The organism is Akkermansiaceae bacterium, assembly GCA_019634595.1.
Lineage (GTDB): Bacteria > Verrucomicrobiota > Verrucomicrobiia > Verrucomicrobiales > Akkermansiaceae > Luteolibacter.
This window is the reverse complement of sequence record JAHCBC010000003.1, coordinates 689,313-706,115: the sequence shown is the minus strand read 5'-3', so window position 1 is coordinate 706,115 and position 16,803 is coordinate 689,313. Positions and strand designations below refer to the sequence as shown.

12 protein-coding genes are annotated in these 16,803 nt (G+C 61.5%); 6 read left to right on the top strand and 6 right to left on the bottom strand.

Annotated elements, in window-relative coordinates; all coding sequences use genetic code 11:
- Nucleotides 1-80: 80 nt before the first annotated feature.
- Nucleotides 81-326, top strand: coding sequence for a hypothetical protein (locus tag KF712_13735; GenBank protein ID MBX3742053.1), 246 nt, complete (start codon nucleotides 81-83; stop codon nucleotides 324-326).
- Between the two features lie 16 nt (nucleotides 327-342).
- Here KF712_13735 and KF712_13730 read toward each other — a convergent pair whose 3' ends face one another.
- The 3 genes from KF712_13730 to KF712_13720 form a co-directional block, all read right to left on the bottom strand.
- Complete coding sequence (locus KF712_13730; GenBank protein MBX3742052.1) at nucleotides 343-1,740, bottom strand: tyrosine-type recombinase/integrase; 1,398 nt, start codon at nucleotides 1,738-1,740, stop codon at nucleotides 343-345.
- Between the two features lie 288 nt (nucleotides 1,741-2,028).
- The gene (locus KF712_13725) at nucleotides 2,029-6,189 is read right to left on the bottom strand and encodes an autotransporter-associated beta strand repeat-containing protein (GenBank protein ID MBX3742051.1); all 4,161 of its coding nucleotides are present in this window, start codon (nucleotides 6,187-6,189) and stop codon (nucleotides 2,029-2,031) included.
- 209 nt (nucleotides 6,190-6,398) lie between these two features.
- Nucleotides 6,399-7,664, bottom strand: coding sequence for an aminotransferase class III-fold pyridoxal phosphate-dependent enzyme (locus KF712_13720; protein ID MBX3742050.1), 1,266 nt, complete (start codon nucleotides 7,662-7,664; stop codon nucleotides 6,399-6,401).
- A 106-nt stretch (nucleotides 7,665-7,770) separates the two neighbouring features.
- On the opposite strand from KF712_13720, the gene KF712_13715 reads away from it, so the two are divergent.
- Both KF712_13715 and KF712_13710 read left to right on the top strand, forming a co-directional pair.
- The gene (locus KF712_13715) at nucleotides 7,771-8,517 is read left to right on the top strand and encodes a PEP-CTERM sorting domain-containing protein (GenBank protein ID MBX3742049.1); all 747 of its coding nucleotides are present in this window, start codon (nucleotides 7,771-7,773) and stop codon (nucleotides 8,515-8,517) included.
- A gap of 79 nt (nucleotides 8,518-8,596) precedes the next feature.
- Nucleotides 8,597-9,148 (top strand): TIGR00645 family protein, encoded by a 552-nt coding sequence (locus KF712_13710; protein ID MBX3742048.1) that lies wholly within the window; start codon nucleotides 8,597-8,599, stop codon nucleotides 9,146-9,148.
- 2 nt (nucleotides 9,149-9,150) lie between these two features.
- On the opposite strand, the gene KF712_13705 is transcribed toward KF712_13710, so the two are convergent.
- A complete protein-coding gene (locus KF712_13705) occupies nucleotides 9,151-10,356 on the bottom strand; it encodes an MFS transporter (GenBank protein ID MBX3742047.1) in 1,206 nt (401 codons plus the stop codon).
- A 125-nt stretch (nucleotides 10,357-10,481) separates the two neighbouring features.
- Between KF712_13705 and KF712_13700 the strand changes: the two genes are divergently transcribed.
- The gene (locus KF712_13700; GenBank protein MBX3742046.1) at nucleotides 10,482-11,183 is read left to right on the top strand and encodes a hypothetical protein; all 702 of its coding nucleotides are present in this window, start codon (nucleotides 10,482-10,484) and stop codon (nucleotides 11,181-11,183) included.
- Here KF712_13700 and KF712_13695 read toward each other — a convergent pair.
- Together KF712_13695 and KF712_13690 are read right to left on the bottom strand one after the other, a co-directional pair.
- Nucleotides 11,158-12,207, bottom strand: a complete 1,050-nt coding sequence (locus KF712_13695; GenBank protein ID MBX3742045.1) for an NAD(P)-dependent alcohol dehydrogenase — start codon at nucleotides 12,205-12,207, stop codon at nucleotides 11,158-11,160. The genes KF712_13700 and KF712_13695 overlap by 26 nt on opposite strands.
- 111 nt (nucleotides 12,208-12,318) lie before the next feature.
- Nucleotides 12,319-14,466: an autotransporter-associated beta strand repeat-containing protein gene (locus KF712_13690; GenBank protein ID MBX3742044.1), complete on the bottom strand. Its 2,148-nt coding sequence runs from the start codon at nucleotides 14,464-14,466 to the stop codon at nucleotides 12,319-12,321.
- A gap of 251 nt (nucleotides 14,467-14,717) precedes the next feature.
- Here KF712_13690 and KF712_13685 point away from each other — a divergent pair, with 251 nt between their 5' ends.
- Together KF712_13685 and KF712_13680 are read left to right on the top strand one after the other, a co-directional pair.
- Nucleotides 14,718-15,968, top strand: coding sequence for a MotA/TolQ/ExbB proton channel family protein (locus KF712_13685; protein MBX3742043.1), 1,251 nt, complete (start codon nucleotides 14,718-14,720; stop codon nucleotides 15,966-15,968).
- A gap of 22 nt (nucleotides 15,969-15,990) precedes the next feature.
- Nucleotides 15,991-16,800, top strand: a complete 810-nt coding sequence (locus KF712_13680) for a hypothetical protein (GenBank protein MBX3742042.1) — start codon at nucleotides 15,991-15,993, stop codon at nucleotides 16,798-16,800.
- The last annotated feature ends 3 nt before the right edge of the window (nucleotides 16,801-16,803 follow it).

Below are 16,803 nucleotides of genomic sequence, written 5' to 3'. Positions count from 1 at the left end.
GGTATTGTCTGAACCTAATCGACCCCTAGAGGTGGTTCTTGTAATCATTAGCACGTTCATGAGGCCGCTGATCGCTTTTGATGCCGTTCTTAGGTGGTAGCTTCGTCTGCGAGAGAGAAATACGAGTCCCCAAATGGAGACCGAGCCTGCGCCTGGGGAATCCGGCGGTCGGCTGGTGGCGCGAGCGGCATCATCTCGGAAAGTTCGATAAACAAACCCGTTATTCTCTAGCCGTTTCGTTTGCTTTGCCGGATCAGAATATCGACATCTACACGCTGGTGGCGAATTCCCTCGGGATCGCCACCCCGGTAGAGATCGAAATTTGATGGCAGGAGGTGCATCTCACACTCCCGCTCTCGACAATGCGGATCCTAAACCTGAGGTAACACGGCCTCGATCGTCTGTATAAACGGCGGCCGTGATTGCTATGTTTGCATGGCGAAGAAGGCGAGAGGCGACGTATACGCCGGCTTTCTCGCAGACGATGGAACCAAACTCTTTCCGTAACGCATGGAGCGGGTTGCGTGTAGTAAGGCCCTTTCCTTTGAGCCATCGAATGAGCTCAATATGGGCGCGCTCTGCCCGGTAGTGATGACCGTCAGTATCAGATCTAGGCTCTACACCATCGACCACGAAGCGGCAGACGGAGGTCGACTTCCACTCCTTTAGGAGTTTTACGATCTCCCCGTCGATTGGGATGTCGCCCACTGAATTAGCTTTCGGTGCGAAGCAGTCGGTGGCCCTGATCACGATCTGGGATCGTTCGAAGTCTACTTCGGACCACTGCAGGCGATCGATTTCACCACGTCTGAGACCAGCACAGAGTCCTAGAACAAGGGATTTGAACGCTTCTCGTTTCCGGCTGGCCCTGAGGTCCGCTCGGATTTGATCGGCGAGAGTAGGCAGGGGAGCTGGGTCTTCTCCGCCTTGTTCTCGCCAGATGGCTTGAAATTCTTTTTCTGAAGTTGCCCCGGCCAACTCGCGTGACCCGGCGAGCAGGAGGACTTCAGGATTTTCGATTTCCGACCGATAGCGGGTCGGACGCTCTTTGGCCGTTCTCAATCCGATAAAAGGTACAGGTTCAGGCAAGATTAAGTGTGTCAGTCGATCCCGGATACGTTCAGCGAAGATTGCCTTCCCTGCACGGATGCAGGAGTTGGCGGTCTTCGTCGCAGACGCAAGTTTGGCTGGATTATTTCGGAACTGTGACAAGTAATTGCCGGTCCATGCCTGCACGGAGTCGGGCGCCAGTTGACTCAGTTGGATTCGTTCGACAGCTTCCTGCCAGGCTTTTGCGCCACCGTTCACGTAGTCAAATTTCTCGCTTTTGCCAATCGGGGCTGGCTTTACCAGATCCGCAGCAATTCTTCGAACCTTGGTGGCGTAGATCCTGAGAGTCTTCGGCGCGATTTCTCCGGTACCCGATACTTCAGCCAGATACTCGCCCAACGTGAGGAGGTTTCTAGCTTTTGGAACCTCTCCCCGGAACTCAGCCAAACCGCGCTCCCAACCGATGGCTTCAATTAGCTTTGAAAGAGCCATGGCAGATTTGGCTGCTTCACGTTGAGAGGTGTCGCGCAGGCTGACTCCACGTCGCTCCCCGTGTGCTTGGATTCTGACGGCGAAAGTGCCTGCCTCTTTGGTACTGCCTTTGCCGTCTCGATAGGCTGGCCGGTAAACACGGGCTTCCCAGTATCGACGGTCATTTTTGGAGAATTTGGGGAGATTTTTCTTTGCCATTTCTTTGCCACTTATTGCTGCGTTCAGAGCAGATCGCAAGTGATCATAGTGTTCAGAAAATAAAAAAATTCTTCAGAATGTGTTAGCTATGAGTGGTTTTGATCCGTTTTGAGATTTTGTGAATACTAAACAATGAGAGGACTCATAAGCCTTTGGTCGGCGGTTCAAATCCGCCCTCTGCTACCATCGTCCGCCCGGGAAAGCGCCGGAAACCGGCAGTCGCCATCGTGATCCGAGCCTGATCGGAGCGTGCTTTTCCTCTTCCTGAATGGTCTGGATGACGCTCCATCACTTTCTGCGCCGACGACCGAGGGCGGCGGCGGAACCGAAGATGACCAGCAGCGCGGAGGAGGACTCAGGAATGACCGCAACGACTTCACCCGTCGGAAGGATCATCGCGCCGTAGGTGCCGGTCTGGGAGACGCCGTTGATCTTCGGATCGATGAAGCTGATCTTTTCGACCTGGGACGCAAGGAGTCCCTGATCATTGCTTCCGAACACCACCCGGTTGTCCACGCCGTTGACACCACCCGTGCTCTGTCCGCTCCAGTTGAGGATGGCCAGGGTGCTGGACCATACCGAAGCGGAGGAGTTTGCGAAGAAAACGGCATTTCCAGCGGTGACGAGGTCGATCTGGTTGTTACCGGTGATGGTGAGGGTGCCGAGCGTTTCGGTGGCTCCCCGGGCGATGAAGGTGGCGTTGTTGAGGTCCAGGTTGGCGCTGTTGTTGATGACGTTGCTGGCCATCAGTTCCAAGGTGGCGGAGTTGACGGAGATCTGCGTGCTGGAGTTGATGCCGCCGGCACCGATCTGGAGCCTGCCGCCGTTGACGGTGGTGGCACCGGTGTAGGTGTTCGTGCCATTCAGCGTGAGCGTGCCCGCGCCGGTTTTGTTGAGGCCTGCGGAGGATGACGCCCCGTTGGTGACGGAGACGTTCGCCCCGATGGTGAGGTTCGCCCCCCCACCGCCGATGTTGAATGTCCTGACAACCGGTCCGACGTCCGTGGCGGAGAGGTCCACCACGGTCCCGGTGGTCCCGGAAGTGGAGGTATCACGGATGATGGCCGATGCATGGGTTCCGGTGGTGGTGACATCCCCGTCCAGCGAGATCTTGCTGCCGGCGTTCCCTCCGCGGAGGACGATGTTGTTGGTGGAATTGGTGCCCGCGAGGGTCAACCCTCCCGCGCCGACTTTCACCACGGACTGCGTGCTGACATTTCCATAGACGATAAAGCCATTTTCACTTCCGGCGTTATTCGCGGTGCCGGTGCCGGTGGTGCGGGACATGTCCTCCACCCTCAGGCTGCCAGCGGAGAAGCTGCTGCCGCTGGCCATGAAGGAAATCGCCCCATTGCCACCGGTGAACGAGGCGGCACCGGCAACGGTGAAGTTGGAGCCACCATTCAGGTTGAACACCCCGGTGCCGGAAACGGTCAGGGAGCCGACCGTCTCAATGAGAGTGCGTCCGCCGTTCACCGCTCCCGCCGCACTGGTGTTGAACCCTCCCGCAGTCACGGTAACCGCGGCGGTGTCCACGATCTGGTTGTCCGCGCCGAACCGCAGAAAGCCACCATTAATGAGGATATTGCCGCCGACGGCGTCCACGCCGGTTTTGTTCAATGTGAGAAGCCCGGTGCTGACGGTGGTGAGTCCGGTGTAGGTGTTGGCCTCCGTTCCGGAGAGGGTCAATGTGGAGGTGGCGCTGTCCTGGATGACTCCGGTCACGTTGTTCCCGATGACGGCGCTGATGGTGGTGGCGCCGGTTCCGGTACCCGAGTTGGTGATGGAGCCGGTGTTGTTGACGCTCCCGCCCGAGGTGTTCGAAAGGGTGATGCCGCCGGTGCTGTTCGCCTGGAGGACAAGATTCTGCCCGCCGGTGATGCCGCCGGTGAAGCTGAACATTCCGGTGCCGGTGGAGACCAGCGTGCGGTTGGTGGCGGTGAGAGCCAGGGAGGAGACGATCACAAAGGGCGAGGCCCCTGCTTGGGAAATGCCGGTCACATTAGGCCCCAGAATATCGATGGTCGTGATCCCCGATCCGGTGCCGACCGAGGTGACCGTGCCGGTGTTGTTCACGGCGGTTGTCATGAAACGCATCCCTCCGGCAGCAGGGCCCGTGGTTGAAAGCAGGAGGTTGTTCGTTCCGGTCACGCCGCCGCTGAAGGTGTTCTGCGAGCCGGTGTTGGGGCTGTTGATGGTGAGCTTTGCGGTGACACCCGATGTCAGCACGATGGGATTTACCACCACGTTGGTATTCGCCAGGTTGCTGACCAGCGTGGCGTCGAGATTGGTGGCGGCGTCTCCGATGGTGATGGTCCCCGCTCCGAAAGCGGCGGCGTTTGAATTTCCGAAAACCGATCCCGCCTTGATCCAGATCCCACCGGTAAAGGTGTTCGCGGCTGACAACCTGAGCTGCGAGGTCACGCTCTCCTGGATTACCCGGGTGACGTTTGTACCGATGACACCGCTGATGGTGGTGGTGCCCGTGCCGGAGCCGGAACTGGTGATCGTGCCGGCGTGGTTGACGCCGCCACTGATTGTCAGCGTCCTGGCGCCGTTGACGTTCAGGGCGAGATTGCCCGACCCGCTGATCGCACCGGATACGGTGAGGGTCTGGCCCGACGTGCCTGCCAGGGTCCACGCCTGGTTGCCGCCAAGGGCGATCTGGCTGGAGACCGTGTGATTGCCTGAAGCGGCGTCAACCGTCAGTCCGCCGCTGCCGATGGTGAGCAGGTTGCGCCCGCCGATGGTTTGGGCGCTGGTGGCGTCCGCGGTGAAGTTGAGGCTGCGGACGGAGAAATTCTGGTTGAGGGTGGTGGTGGGGTTGGCGCTGGTGGACGCTGCGAAGTACACATCGGTGGCGGCGTCCGGGAGGATGTTGGTCGAGCCGGTGCCGTCCGCGTTTTCCGCGAAGTTGGTCCTGCCGCCATTGATGGTGTTCCACTGGGAGCTTTCGATCCCCGTCCAGTAGGCCTTGCCGGTGGAACTGGTATTGGCCAGCGCGACGTTGAGCAGGATTTCGCTGGCGGTGTTGGAAAGGGTGAGGGAGGCCACCTTTCCAGCAGGGGAATTGGGGATGGCACCGACCTGGAGACCGGCGGCACCTGACATGGTGTCGAAGCCGATGAGCGAGTAGGTGCCCGCGCCGATCTCCGTGCCGGCGATCTGGCTGAAATTGAACACCGCCCCTCCGGCGTTGACCGTGAGGGCGTTGGTGATGATTTTGTCGGAGACGCCGGGGTTGCCGAGATCGAAGTTCAGGTTGCTGAAATTCGTGCCGGTACCGCCAACGGTGAGGGTGCCACCGGTGAGGGTGAGGGTGTTCACCGCTCCGTCAGCGAGAGACAGGGTGCCCCTGCTGCCGCTGGAGTTGATGGTGACGTTGGCGGCGGTGGTGCCGATGGTGTGGTTTCCCGCGATGTTGAGTGTCCCGCCATTGTTGACGGTGACGACGTTGCCGGCGGTGGAACCGCCGGCAAGGGTGAGGGTGGCGTTGCCGCCGACGGTGGTGGTGCCCGTGTAGGTGTTGTGTCCGGAAAGACGGATGGAGCCGCCGGTGATGGAAAGCGCCCGGGGGCCACCTGACTCACCGATGACACCGGAAATGGTTCCCGTGTTGGAGGTGCTGTTCGAACCGATGCTCGCATCCCCTTCCAACGTCACTCCACCGGAGATCCTCCCTCCGTCCACATCAAAGCGGATCACGCCCCGGCCGCCCGCGCCGGTACCGTTGATGGAGAAATTCTTGGTGAACTCGTCGGATGTGGCGAGGACGAGTGACACATCCGTCCCTACGGTGATGTTGCCCAAGTTGTTGAGCGACGCTCCGGTCATGGCTTCGACGAAAAGTCCGTTGGTCGAAGCGGATGAGAGCGTCAGATTTCCCGTCCAGGTGTTGCTTCCGTAGAGACGGAGCATGGCAAGGTTGCCGGCATCAGCAGTTGCGGAACGGATGATGCCGATATTATTCCCGGATAGGGCGCTGTGGATTTCGTGCCTACGATTTGTGTCCGAATTCGTTGCTCTCACGACCTCGATGATCGATCCCTCCGCCAAGGCGATCTCTCCGCCCGTGAGGATGTAGCCGAAGCCGGATGCGCTGGTGTTGAAGATCAGCCCCGAGGCATTCACGGTGCCGGACACGGTGACCGTCCGTGAGGTGGTGGTGGCAGGTCCGACACCCGCGCTGGTACCGAAGTGGGCGATGTGCCCGCCCACATTATCCCAGTTCAGGTTCGCACTGCCAGTCCACCAGTTTGCGATACTGGTGCTCCATGTGCCGGTGGCCTGCTGCGTGCCAGTGTCGCCACCGTTCGAGTCCCAGTACCATGTGTCGGCCTGGGCAGTGGTGGCGAGGAGTGGCAGGGCAAGCAGACACGCCGCGTGGGATCTGAGTTCCGCGAAGGGATGCGGGGCCGGAGAGAACACTCTGCGAAAAATCGGTCTCATGAAACAAGTCGAGGGGGTTTTGACGACCTTTCATCCTCAATGTATTTACCTGATGGTTGTCGAGCAAAATTGTCGGGTTGCTGATTTCAGCCCCGTGGAAGCACAATGATCCATCCGTCCGTTCCGATTGGCGGAAGCCGGGTTCTCATGGCCCTTTGGCCTGTCCTGTCCCGCGGAGTTCATTCAAAGGCCCGCGCGCTCCCTGGGCGTCAGACCGCGGCCAGCACCCTTTTCAGGATCTCCAGTGCTTCAGCCGCCTCTGCGCCACTGGCGTTCAGAGGCGGCAGCAGGCGGACGACATCCAGCCCGGCGGGGATCACCAGCAGTCCGGCATCCATCAAAAGCTGGCCGACCCAGATGGAGGCCGCCTTGCCGGAGGTTTTGAAGTCATCGTTCGCCTCGATCACGGAGGTGTCGAGCTGTAGTCCGATCATGCAGCCGAAGGCGCGGACGCCTTTGAGGGCCGGAACCTCCCACGAGGAGATTTCATCCGAAATGGCGGAACCGATTGCCTTTGCCTGGGCCGCGAGGTTCTCCCGCAAGATCACTCCCACAGTCGCCAGGGCGGTGGCGCAGGCGAGAGGCGAGCCACCGTAGGTGCTGCCATGGCTGCCTGGTCCGAGGATGTCGCAGAGGTCCATGCCATCACCGACAGGGCGCTTGCGGGCCCAGAAGGAACCCAGCGCATAGCCGCTGCCGATCGATTTCGCCCAACTGATGGCGTCGGGAAGGATCTCGTCCCCCGGGATGATCGAGCGCCATCCACCCAGCTCACCGGTCCGTCCGAGGCCGCACTGGATTTCATCGAACAGCAGCAGCAGGTCGTGCTTGTCCCGCAGCTTCGCCGCGGCGCGGAGGAATTCCGGCGTGGCCGGGTGGACGCCGCTTTCCCCCTGCACCGGCTCCAGCAGGATGGCCACCGTGTTCGGGGTGATGGCGGCTTCCAGGGCGGAGATGTCGTTGAACGGAAGATACCTGAAGCCCGGCAGCAACGGGCCGAAGCCGCCGTGGATCTTCTCCTGTGCGGTCGCCGTCATGGTGGCGAAGGTCCGGCCGTGGAAACTGCCGGTGAAAGTCAGGATCTCATGCCGCGGTGTGCCATCGGCGGCGGGTTTCGCGATGCCGTATTTCCGGGCGATCTTGATGAGCCCCTCGTTCGCCTCCGCGCCGGAGTTGCCGAAAAAGCACTTCCCGGGAATGCCGAGGACATCCTCCACCAGCACTTTCGCCAGCTCCCCCTGTTGTGGGATCTGGAACCAGTTCGAGACGTGGATCAGCTTCGCGGCCTGGTCCTGGATCGCCTTCACCACCTCCGGATGGGAGTGGCCCAGCGGGCAGACCGCGACGCCACCGGCGAAATCCAGATACTTCTTGCCGTCCCGGTCCCAGAGATACGAGCCTTCGCCGCGTTCCGGGTAGAACTCGTAGCGGCGGTAGTTCGGCATCGTGTATTGGTCGAGAAGCGAGGCGCTCATGATGGGCGGAGTGGAGAAAATCGGAAGGGGGGGGGCAATCGTTATCTGAAGGAGGATGGGAAATTTATCTTTGCAGGCTGGGAGCGGTTCCCATTAAGGAATACACATGAAATTTCTGAAGTGGGGTTCTTGCGTGATTCTGATGAACGCGGGAGCTTCCGCCGCAACCCTGACGGGCACGGTTGTGACCAACGCCCCCAACGCCTCGAACACCCAACTGGATGCGGGATCGGTCCTGAACTGGGCGGCGTGGAACACCACCAGTGCGACCGGAGTCGCTTCGGTGGTGGCGACGAACACGCTCCCGGGTGGTCCGGGTGCGGGCGCACCCGGCTATATCAGCAGTATCACGGCGGCCACCACCGGCAATGTCCGCGGGGCGGGAAGTGCGGTTCACAACTATTCATGGACGGGCCGGAGTGCCGCGCCGATCGGGTATGTTCTCGACGAAAATCTGGCAACGGTCGGGGAGGGGGTGAAGTTCACGGTGACCGGCGGGACAGCGCTTCTGGCGGACGAGTTCTATCGGGTGAATATCTGGGCGACCGGCTTCCGTGGCACGGGGGAACTCCAGGCGAGCTTGAATGGGGCGACATCATTGACTTTGGATAGCAGGGTTTTCGGAGATACGTCCGGGGCGAGACCCGCCACCTTGTTCCAACTCGATTTCCGGCCTGACAATGCCTCGGACCTGTTGGAGATTTCCTTTATTCTCAAATCCCTCGGCGCGACATCAGGGAGCGCCCATGTGGGCATCCAGGCGGTGAACGTGCAGATCATCCCGGAGCCATCTTCGCTGGTGCTTTCCGCCGTCTTCGGGGGGCTGGCACTGGCGCGGCGCCGCAGACGGTGAGCGGGAAGTGGAAGCTGGAGGGAAATTTCCAGTTGGCGGCATGGCTGGCATCGGCTGAGCTTCCGCTCTCCCATCCCACATGAGCCCAGAAGAAGCGCCTCCTTCACCCCACCAGCCAGCATTCCACCGGACGCTGGGAAACCTCATTTTCTTCAGCCGCTGGCTCCAGGCCCCGTTGTATTTCGGCCTGATTGTGGCGCAGTGCGTCTATGTCTTCCACTTCCTGGTGGAGCTGTGGCACCTGATCGGAAAGGCGTCGAGCATCGGTGAAACGGAGATCATGCTCACCGTGCTGGGGCTGATCGACGTGGTGATGATCGCCAACCTGCTGATCATGGTGATCGTCGGCGGTTATGAGACGTTCGTTTCACGCCTGAACCTCCAGAAGCACCCCGACCAGCCGGAATGGCTGTCGCATGTGAACGCGGGCGTGCTGAAGGTGAAGCTGGCGATGGCGCTCATCGGCATCTCGTCCGTCCACCTTCTGAAGACCTTCATCAATGCGAAGGAGGTGGGCAATGACGTGATCATCGCCCAGGTGGGCATCCACCTCACCTTCGTCGTGTCCGCGCTGATCCTCGCCTATGTGGACCGGATGACCTCCGGCGGCGGCAAGGCCAAGGCACACTGAGGTCACTCCGGCAGCGGCTTGCCCTTCGTCTCCGGAGCGAACCAGATGGCGATCATGCCGACGATGTAGATCAGCGTGATCACCGCACCCATCTGCGGATAACCTCCGTAGTGGGCGACCAGGTGGCCGCTGGTGAGGGCGCCCACGGCGGCGACCAGACGGCCCGCGTTGTAGCAAAGACCCTGGCCGGTCGCCCGCACGGCCGTCGGAAACAGCTCCGGCAGGTAGAGGGGGAAGAAGCCGTAGAAGGCCGCGGTCGCCGTGCCCGCCAGATAGACGTAGAACAGGAACTGGTTGTTGTACTCCGTCTGCGTCCGGAACAGCCAGGCGCAAACGATGAGCGAAAGCGCGCAAAGCGTGAAATACCCCCAGCGGCGGCTGAAACGTCCCAGCAACATGGGTGCCAGCAGGCTGCCGGTGACCGCTCCCCATGAGGAGATCATGTGGGCGCTCGCCTTTGCGCCGGAGTCGCCCTTTGACATCACGTCGGCCCACAACGGGATCCATTGCACGGACGCCCAGGTGCCGATCAGCGCCACGGAGGAAAGGACGATGCCGACGAGCGTCCGCTTCAGCAGGACGTGGTGGGTGAGCACCTGCCGCAGCGGGGAGGCGTCGGTGCGGGATGCCTCCTTGGCATGTTGCCATTTCTCCGACTCCGGGACAAAGAGCCGGATCAGGAAGGTGAGGATGGCGGGGGATGCCCCCACGAGGAACATCCAGCGCCAGGAGTCCACGGTCACATGGACGTACATGGCGATGACGCCGACGATGACCATCCCGAGGTTCGCCGCCGCGCCGATGGCACCCGCCAGCCAAGGGCGGTGTTTTTCCGGCCAGACTTCCATCACCAGGGCGACGCCCAGTGCCCATTCACCGCCCATCCCGAGGGCTGCGATGAAACGGAACGCGCCCAGATGCCAGGGTTCCTGCGCGAAATAGCCCGCGCCGCTGAACAGGGAGTAGCAGAGGATGCTGAACGACATCGCCTTCACCCGGCCGATCTTGTCGCCCAGCCAGCCGAAGGCCGCGCCGCCGAGGGCGGCCCCGACCAGGAAGGCGGCGGTGATGATGCCCATCCACTTTCCGACCTCTCCCTCATGGCCAGGCCCGAGCATGTCGAGCAGCGCGGGGCGTGCGACCACGGGGAAAAGGCCGATTTCAAAGCCATCGAAAAGCCAGCCAAGGAAAGCCGCGGCCAGAGCCAGATAAGCCGCTCTCTTGTTGGGGACGGAAGGAAGGGTTTGGGTAGCCATTGTGCGTGTTCTAAACAAACTACGTTCCACGGCCAGCTATTTTTGCATGCAATTCAATTTGCAGAGGCATTCATGTTGTGGATGAGTTGCGCATTGCGGCGCTCCAGCGCCTGCCGGATTTCGGGCCGGAGGGGTTGGTCAAGGAGCCGGTTGTTGATTTCCAGCCACGTCCGTCGGTGCGCGTCGAACTCGTTTTCTCCATTGAGGGGAGTGATTTTCGCATTGTGGAAAAAAGCGGTCGTCCGTTGCCAATCCCTGAATGCGTCGTCGAGGGGCAGGAAATCCTGGCGGGGCAGGCGATTGTCTTCCGGAGAGATCCAGTAGCGAAGGAGAATACGGTCCATTTCGACCACCCCCTTCCGGCGGATGAATTCTTTGGCGAGCGGTTCCCGGATCATCCGGACATGCTTCCAGACTTCGTTGAAATCGACATCAATCATCGCTCCGGCGGCTTTCACATAAGCCGGGCTGTTCTCCAAGTTGGTGTTTTTCTTGGAGGCATCCGTGACCCAGGCGAAGGCAGCGCGGGGTTCGTCAGGGTGGCAGGGGATGCGGGAACAGATGGGGGCCGGGTCGGTGTGGGGCGCTGGGTTTTGCGGGATGGTGGATCGGCGGCGGGGGCGGTGCTTCTGGCTTCGGCGGGACCACGGGCGATCCAGCCGAGCGCGAGGCCGCAGATGAGCGCGAGAAAGGCCGGAAGGATTTTCACCATTCCGGCCTTTAGCGGGAAAGCGGGCGGACCGCAAGGGGACGTCACTTCAGCGACTTCATGTCGATGACGAAGCGGTATTTCACATCGCTTTTCAACAGCCGGTCGTAGGCGGTGTTGACGTAGTCGATGTCGATCATCTCGATATCCGAGGTGATGTTGTGCTCACCGCAGAAATCCAGCATCTCCTGCGTCTCCTTGATCCCGCCGATCAGGGAGCCGGTGAGGATCTTCCGGCCGAAGATGAGGTTGAAGGAAGAAACCGGCAGCGGCTTCTCCGGAGCGCCCACAAGGGTGAGGGTGCCGTCCAGCTTGAGGAGGTTCAGGTAGATGTTGATGTCGTGCTCCGCGGAGACGCAGTCGATGATGAAGTCGAAGCTGCCGAGGTGGGCGTTCATTTCGTCCTCGTTCTTCGAGATCACCACCTCGGATGCGCCGAGCCGTTTCGCGTCCTCCGCCTTTCCGGGGGAGGTGGTGAAAAGGACAACCTTTGCCCCGAACGCATGGGCGAACTTCAGTGCCATGTGGCCCAGTCCTCCGAGGCCCACGACGCCCACCTTGTCTCCCTTCTGGATGCCCCAGCGCTTGATCGGGGAATAGGTGGTGATACCCGCGCAGAGCAGGGGGGCGGTGGCCGCGAGATCGAGGTTTTCCGGGACGCTCAGGACGAAGGACTCATCGACCGTGACGCTGTCCGAGTAACCGCCGAAGGTATGGCCGCCATCCGTATGCTTGTCAGGGGCGTTGTAGGTGAAAATGGCTCCTTTCTCGCAGAACTGTTCCAGGTGCTGCTTGCAGTTCGGACATTCCTGGCAGGAGTCCACCATGCAGCCGACGGCGGCGAGATCGCCGACCTTGAACTTGCTGACGTGGCTCCCCACGCGGGTCACACGGCCGACGATTTCGTGGCCGGGAACGCAGGGATAGACGGTGTTCTGCCACTCGTTGCGGGCCGTGTGGAGGTCGGAGTGGCAGACCCCGCAAAAGAGGATCTCGATTTCGACATCGCGCGCGGTCGGATCGCGGCGTTCGAAGTTGAAGGGTTTGAGGGTGTCGGTGGCGGACAAGGAAGCGTAGCCGAGGGCGGAGGACATGGTGGTGGTGATTGGTTCGGAAGCACCCGGAATCTAGCAAGAAAAGAGCCCGCGTCCAGAGGTGGACGGGGGCTTTTCCGGTGACGCTTTTGAGGAGGCGCGACCTTCCGCTTACTTCCGGCGGCGGCGCAACACGAGGCCCATGCTGCCGAGGATCGCGAGGGCGGCGGTGGAGGCCTCAGGGATCAGGGCATCGGGGACGATTTCGCCGGAGGCGAGGATCTTGGCACTGTAGAGGTCGTCAGAGAGCAAGAACCGGATCTGGCTGACCTGACCGCTGGTCAGCCCGGATGTGCCACCGGCAAAAACGATCTGCTCCGCCCCGCCGCCGACATCGGCCGTGCCGTTCCAGCCAAGGATGGTGAGGAGGCCGCCTGTCCAGTCCGCGCCGGAGGAGTTGGCGAAGTTGACCAGGCTGGAGCCGACGGACAGGTCGAGGGTGGAGGCCCCCCTGACGGCGAGGGTGGAGAAAGTCTCGCTGCCCGCTGTCTGGAGGATGCCGCCTTCGCGGAGCGTGACGGCGGCGGCATTCTGGAGGCGGTCCGCGGCCGCCAGTGCGAGGGTGCCGTTGGCGATGTCCAGTGCGGAAGTGCCGGTCAGGCGGGTGGTGACGTTGAGGGTGCCTCCGGTGACCGTGGTGGTTCCGGTGTAGGATTTGTCCGTTCCGGAAAGGGTCCAGGAGCCGGTGCCCGCCTTGGTCAGGGAGGTGACGGAGATGTCAGGCCCCCCGCTGTTGGAGATGTTCCCGGTCACTTCGCCGGTTGCTGCCGTGGACCCCTGGAGGGTCAGGTTTTTTCCCACCGTCGCGCTGGTGGAGGTGATGTTGCCTGACAGGATGAGGACGCCTGAGTCCCCGGACTGTTCGATGACGCCGCCTCCGGTGTTGGCACCGCCGGGCCGCAGGGTGAAGGTGCGGGTGACCGTTTCACCCGTTCCGGTGTAGCGGAGGGTGCCGGTGGTATTGCCTTCGCCCAGGTTGATGGACGTGTTGTTGGGCGACGAGGTGCTGGGATTACCGAGATTGTTGGCGAAGGAGGAGATGCTGAGGACGCCGTCATCCACACGGGTGATCCCGGCGTAGGTGTTGTTGCCGGAGAGGACCCAGGTGCTGGAGCCATTCTTGATGAGGTGCTGGTTGTTGCCCGCGCCGCTGATGTTTCCGGAAATGGTGGAGACTCCGCCGTTTCCGGTGAGGACCAGACCGGTGCCGGCTCCGCCGGTTGCGGCGCTGCTGTCGATGAATACGTCGCCGCGCAGGTCGAGGGTGCCGCTGTTGGAGCTGAAGCGGGAGTTGTTGCCGCTGCTGTTGTCGAGGGTGACGTTCCCCGTCCAGACGTTGTCTCCCGACTGGTTGACCAGGGCCGCGCTGTTTCCGGTGAGCGGGGTCCCGGTGATCTTCAGGGTTTCCCCGGTGACGGTGACGTTGTTCTCAAGGCGGAGGGCTCCGTTCGCGGCGATCTCGGTTCCCACCGTGCTGGAGCCGAGAGCATTGTTGCTGCGGACGGTCAGGATTCCTCCCGCGCCCACCGTGGTAAGTCCGGTGTAGGTGTTGTTGCCGGAGAGTACGACGTTGTTGTTGCCGGTTTTCGTGAAGGCCAGGGTACCGCCACCGCTTCCATCGGAGATCGCGCCGGAGATGGTGATCGCGCCATTCGAGCCGGTGCCCGGACTTCCCGCGGTGAGGGTCTGGGTGTTCCCGGTGGTTGCGGTGCCTGCGACGCCCGTCTGGATTTCCAGGAGGCGGATGGAGTTGTTGGTCCAGCTTTGGCTGGCGGTCAGCGCCAGCGTGCCCAGACCGGTGGCGATCACCGCGGTGCCGTCGAGGCCCGATGCCAGCGTGATGCCCCCTGCTCCCAGGGAAATCGATCCTCCATTCGCCGCGTAGGCTCCACTGGCATTTCCGGAGCTGAGGGTAACGGTGCCCTCTTCAAAGGTGATGCTGTTGGCTCTCTGCGCGCCGTTGATGCGAATGATGTAGGATCCGGTCGCACTCGTCCCGGCGGCGGTGTTTCCGGCCGCCAGGAATACGTCGCTGTCCTGGATGTAGCCGATGGTCGCGATATCGCCGTCCGGCGAGGTGGACCACACATTGTTCTGCCCCCATGTGTTGTTCCCTCCCCCGGAGGTGGTCGAACTGGAGCCGGCGGTCAGTCCGTTGCTATCCCAATAGAGAGGGGCTGCGGGGGCAATCCCGCTGAGGCAGAAAAGGGACGGGATGGCGGCGAGACGGCACGCCAGCAGCAAGCTGGTGGGTTTCATGGGGATGGGTTATGGGAAGATTCCGGAAGCGCTTCCGGCTGTTGAGACGGAAAACGTCGATTAGACGGGAATCCTCTCACTGCCAATGAAAAATGGGTCGGATGCCGCGCCGGGGCATTTTCCGGCGGAGATTTCTTGCGCATCCCGCCCACGCTTACAAACTGACACTCCGCGTCGTCTGCTGACGTGGCGACAACCTCCATACCCGATAAGAAACAATGGAATTCCAGTGCCCCCACTGCGGGATCAACATGACAACGGAAGATGAGAACGCCGGCCAAGTGGTCGCCTGCCCTTCATGCTCCGAGAAATTCGAGATACCCGCTCCGGCGCAACGTGAAGCTCCGACAAGAACCAAAAAGGCGCGGCACAAGCTGCGCGGAGGCTGGGAGGAGGAAGACCACGCGAACGTGAACTTCCTGCTCAGCCTCGGCCTGGCGATCGCGATCACGGTGGCGTTCATGGTCGCGCTGGTGCCATTTCCTCCGAATCCCGTTTCGGACCTTTTCCTGCGGCGGGGTTGGGTGAACTACGCTGAGACGTTTTTCTTCGTCTGGGGGGTGGTGATCCTGGTGATGAAGTGGCGGAAATCCGTCCGGCAGCAGCGGGCGATGCTCCTGGACATCCTGCCGAAGTCCCTCGGGGACGAGATCACCTCGGAGACGGTCCCCGGTTTCATCGACCACATCTACAACCTGCCGATGCAGCTCAGGGACAGCCTGATGGTGAACCGGCTGAGGAAGGGACTGGAGCTTTTTGAGAAGCGCAACGACAACGCGGAGGTCAACAATGTGCTCGACGCGCAGTCCGACATCGACGCAAACCGGATCGCCGGATCCTACACGTTGCTGAAGGTGTTCCTGTGGGCGATCCCGATCTTCGGGTTCATCGGAACGGTCCAGGGACTCTCGGTTGCGGTGAGTTCTCTTTCCGCAGGTGCTGACGACCTGGAGATGCTGAAGGAATCCATCAACAAGCTCACCAGCGGCCTGGGGGTGGTTTTCGACACCACGTTCCTCGGGCTCATCCTCTCGATCATCCTGTCCTTCCCGATGGCGGTGATGCAGAAACACGAGGAGGAAATGCTCACGACCATCGACGTGTTCTGCAACGAGAAGCTGCTGCCCCGCCTCAATGACACGAAGCGGGACAAGGGTGACTTCTTCTCCGAAGTGGAGGACATCCCGGCCTTCGCCGCTTCCCTGACGAAGGCGCACGAGCGGTTCCTGGTGGACCTGAACCTGGCGACGAAGTTGCTGGCGGATGCGGGGGAAACGCTGAAGACGCGGCTCGACACCCACCAGACGCATGTCGAGGGCGCGTTCATCCAGTCGATCAACCGGCTGACGACGGAAACCCGCGAGGCTTTCACCAAGCCCACCATCGAGATGAACAACTACTTCGCGACGCTCAGCAAGGGGATCGAATCCCTGGACGAGACGTTGAGGAAACTGGGCGGCGAGACCATCGTCGTGAAGAAGCGCGGACTGTTCTCCCGCTGATCATCCCGAACGGATCAGGATCATGGCACGGAGAAAATCCAGTGGATCCGGTGGGGGCATCTCGCTGTTTCCCTTCCTGGACATCATCGCCAGCGTCATCGGCATCCTCACGCTGATGATCAAGGTGGTGAGCGACATCAAGGCGCTGGAGCAGACGAAGGACAAGGCCGGCATCGAGGTCGCGCTGGAACACCAGCAGGTCATGCGCGAGATCCAGGAGCGGAACAAGCGGAGGGAGGAGATGAAGGAGAAACTCGCCCTCCATGGCTCTGCGGTCGTGGAGTTGAACGAGCTGGAGGATCGCCGGGTCGTCCTGCGCCGGGAACTCGATGCCGCCAAGGCGCCGGCGGATGGTGACGCCACCTTGCAGCGGAGGCTGGAGGCCCTGCTGGAGCAGATCGCCGCGCTCAAAAAGGAACGCCCTCCGCTGGACGGGAAAATCCGTGAACTGACGGCGGAACTGGAGGACCGCAAGCTCGACCCGAATGCGAAGCCGCCACCGGTGGTCGTCCAGCCCCGGGGGGCAGGCACGGACGCCGCGACGAAACTGTTTTTCATCGAATGCGAAGGAAATGGGATCGTGGTGAGGCATCCGGACGGCAGGAAGATCCCCGTATCGACCGCAGCCATTCCGACGGAACCGGCGTTGATCGATTTCTACAACCGGGCGAGGGAGGAGAAGGATTCGATGGTCCTGTTCCTCATCCGGACGGATGGGAATGCAACTTTCCAGCGGGCCGCGGGCATGGCGGAGCACCAGTTCCGCCTGAACATCGGCAAGCTGCCGGTACCGAACAAAGGGGAGATCGACCTCTCGCGATTCACACAGTGACAA

Coding starts and splice junctions, on each gene's coding strand:
- KF712_13735 (MBX3742053.1), top strand. CDS start 81: ATGCCGTTCTTAGGTGGTAGCTTCGTCTGCGAGAGAGAAATACGAGTC.
- KF712_13730 (MBX3742052.1), bottom strand. CDS start 1,740: ATGGCAAAGAAAAATCTCCCCAAATTCTCCAAAAATGACCGTCGATAC.
- KF712_13725 (MBX3742051.1), bottom strand. CDS start 6,189: ATGAGACCGATTTTTCGCAGAGTGTTCTCTCCGGCCCCGCATCCCTTC.
- KF712_13720 (MBX3742050.1), bottom strand. CDS start 7,664: ATGAGCGCCTCGCTTCTCGACCAATACACGATGCCGAACTACCGCCGC.
- KF712_13715 (MBX3742049.1), top strand. CDS start 7,771: ATGAAATTTCTGAAGTGGGGTTCTTGCGTGATTCTGATGAACGCGGGA.
- KF712_13710 (MBX3742048.1), top strand. CDS start 8,597: ATGAGCCCAGAAGAAGCGCCTCCTTCACCCCACCAGCCAGCATTCCAC.
- KF712_13695 (MBX3742045.1), bottom strand. CDS start 12,207: ATGTCCTCCGCCCTCGGCTACGCTTCCTTGTCCGCCACCGACACCCTC.
- KF712_13690 (MBX3742044.1), bottom strand. CDS start 14,466: ATGAAACCCACCAGCTTGCTGCTGGCGTGCCGTCTCGCCGCCATCCCG.
- KF712_13685 (MBX3742043.1), top strand. CDS start 14,718: ATGACAACGGAAGATGAGAACGCCGGCCAAGTGGTCGCCTGCCCTTCA.
- KF712_13680 (MBX3742042.1), top strand. CDS start 15,991: ATGGCACGGAGAAAATCCAGTGGATCCGGTGGGGGCATCTCGCTGTTT.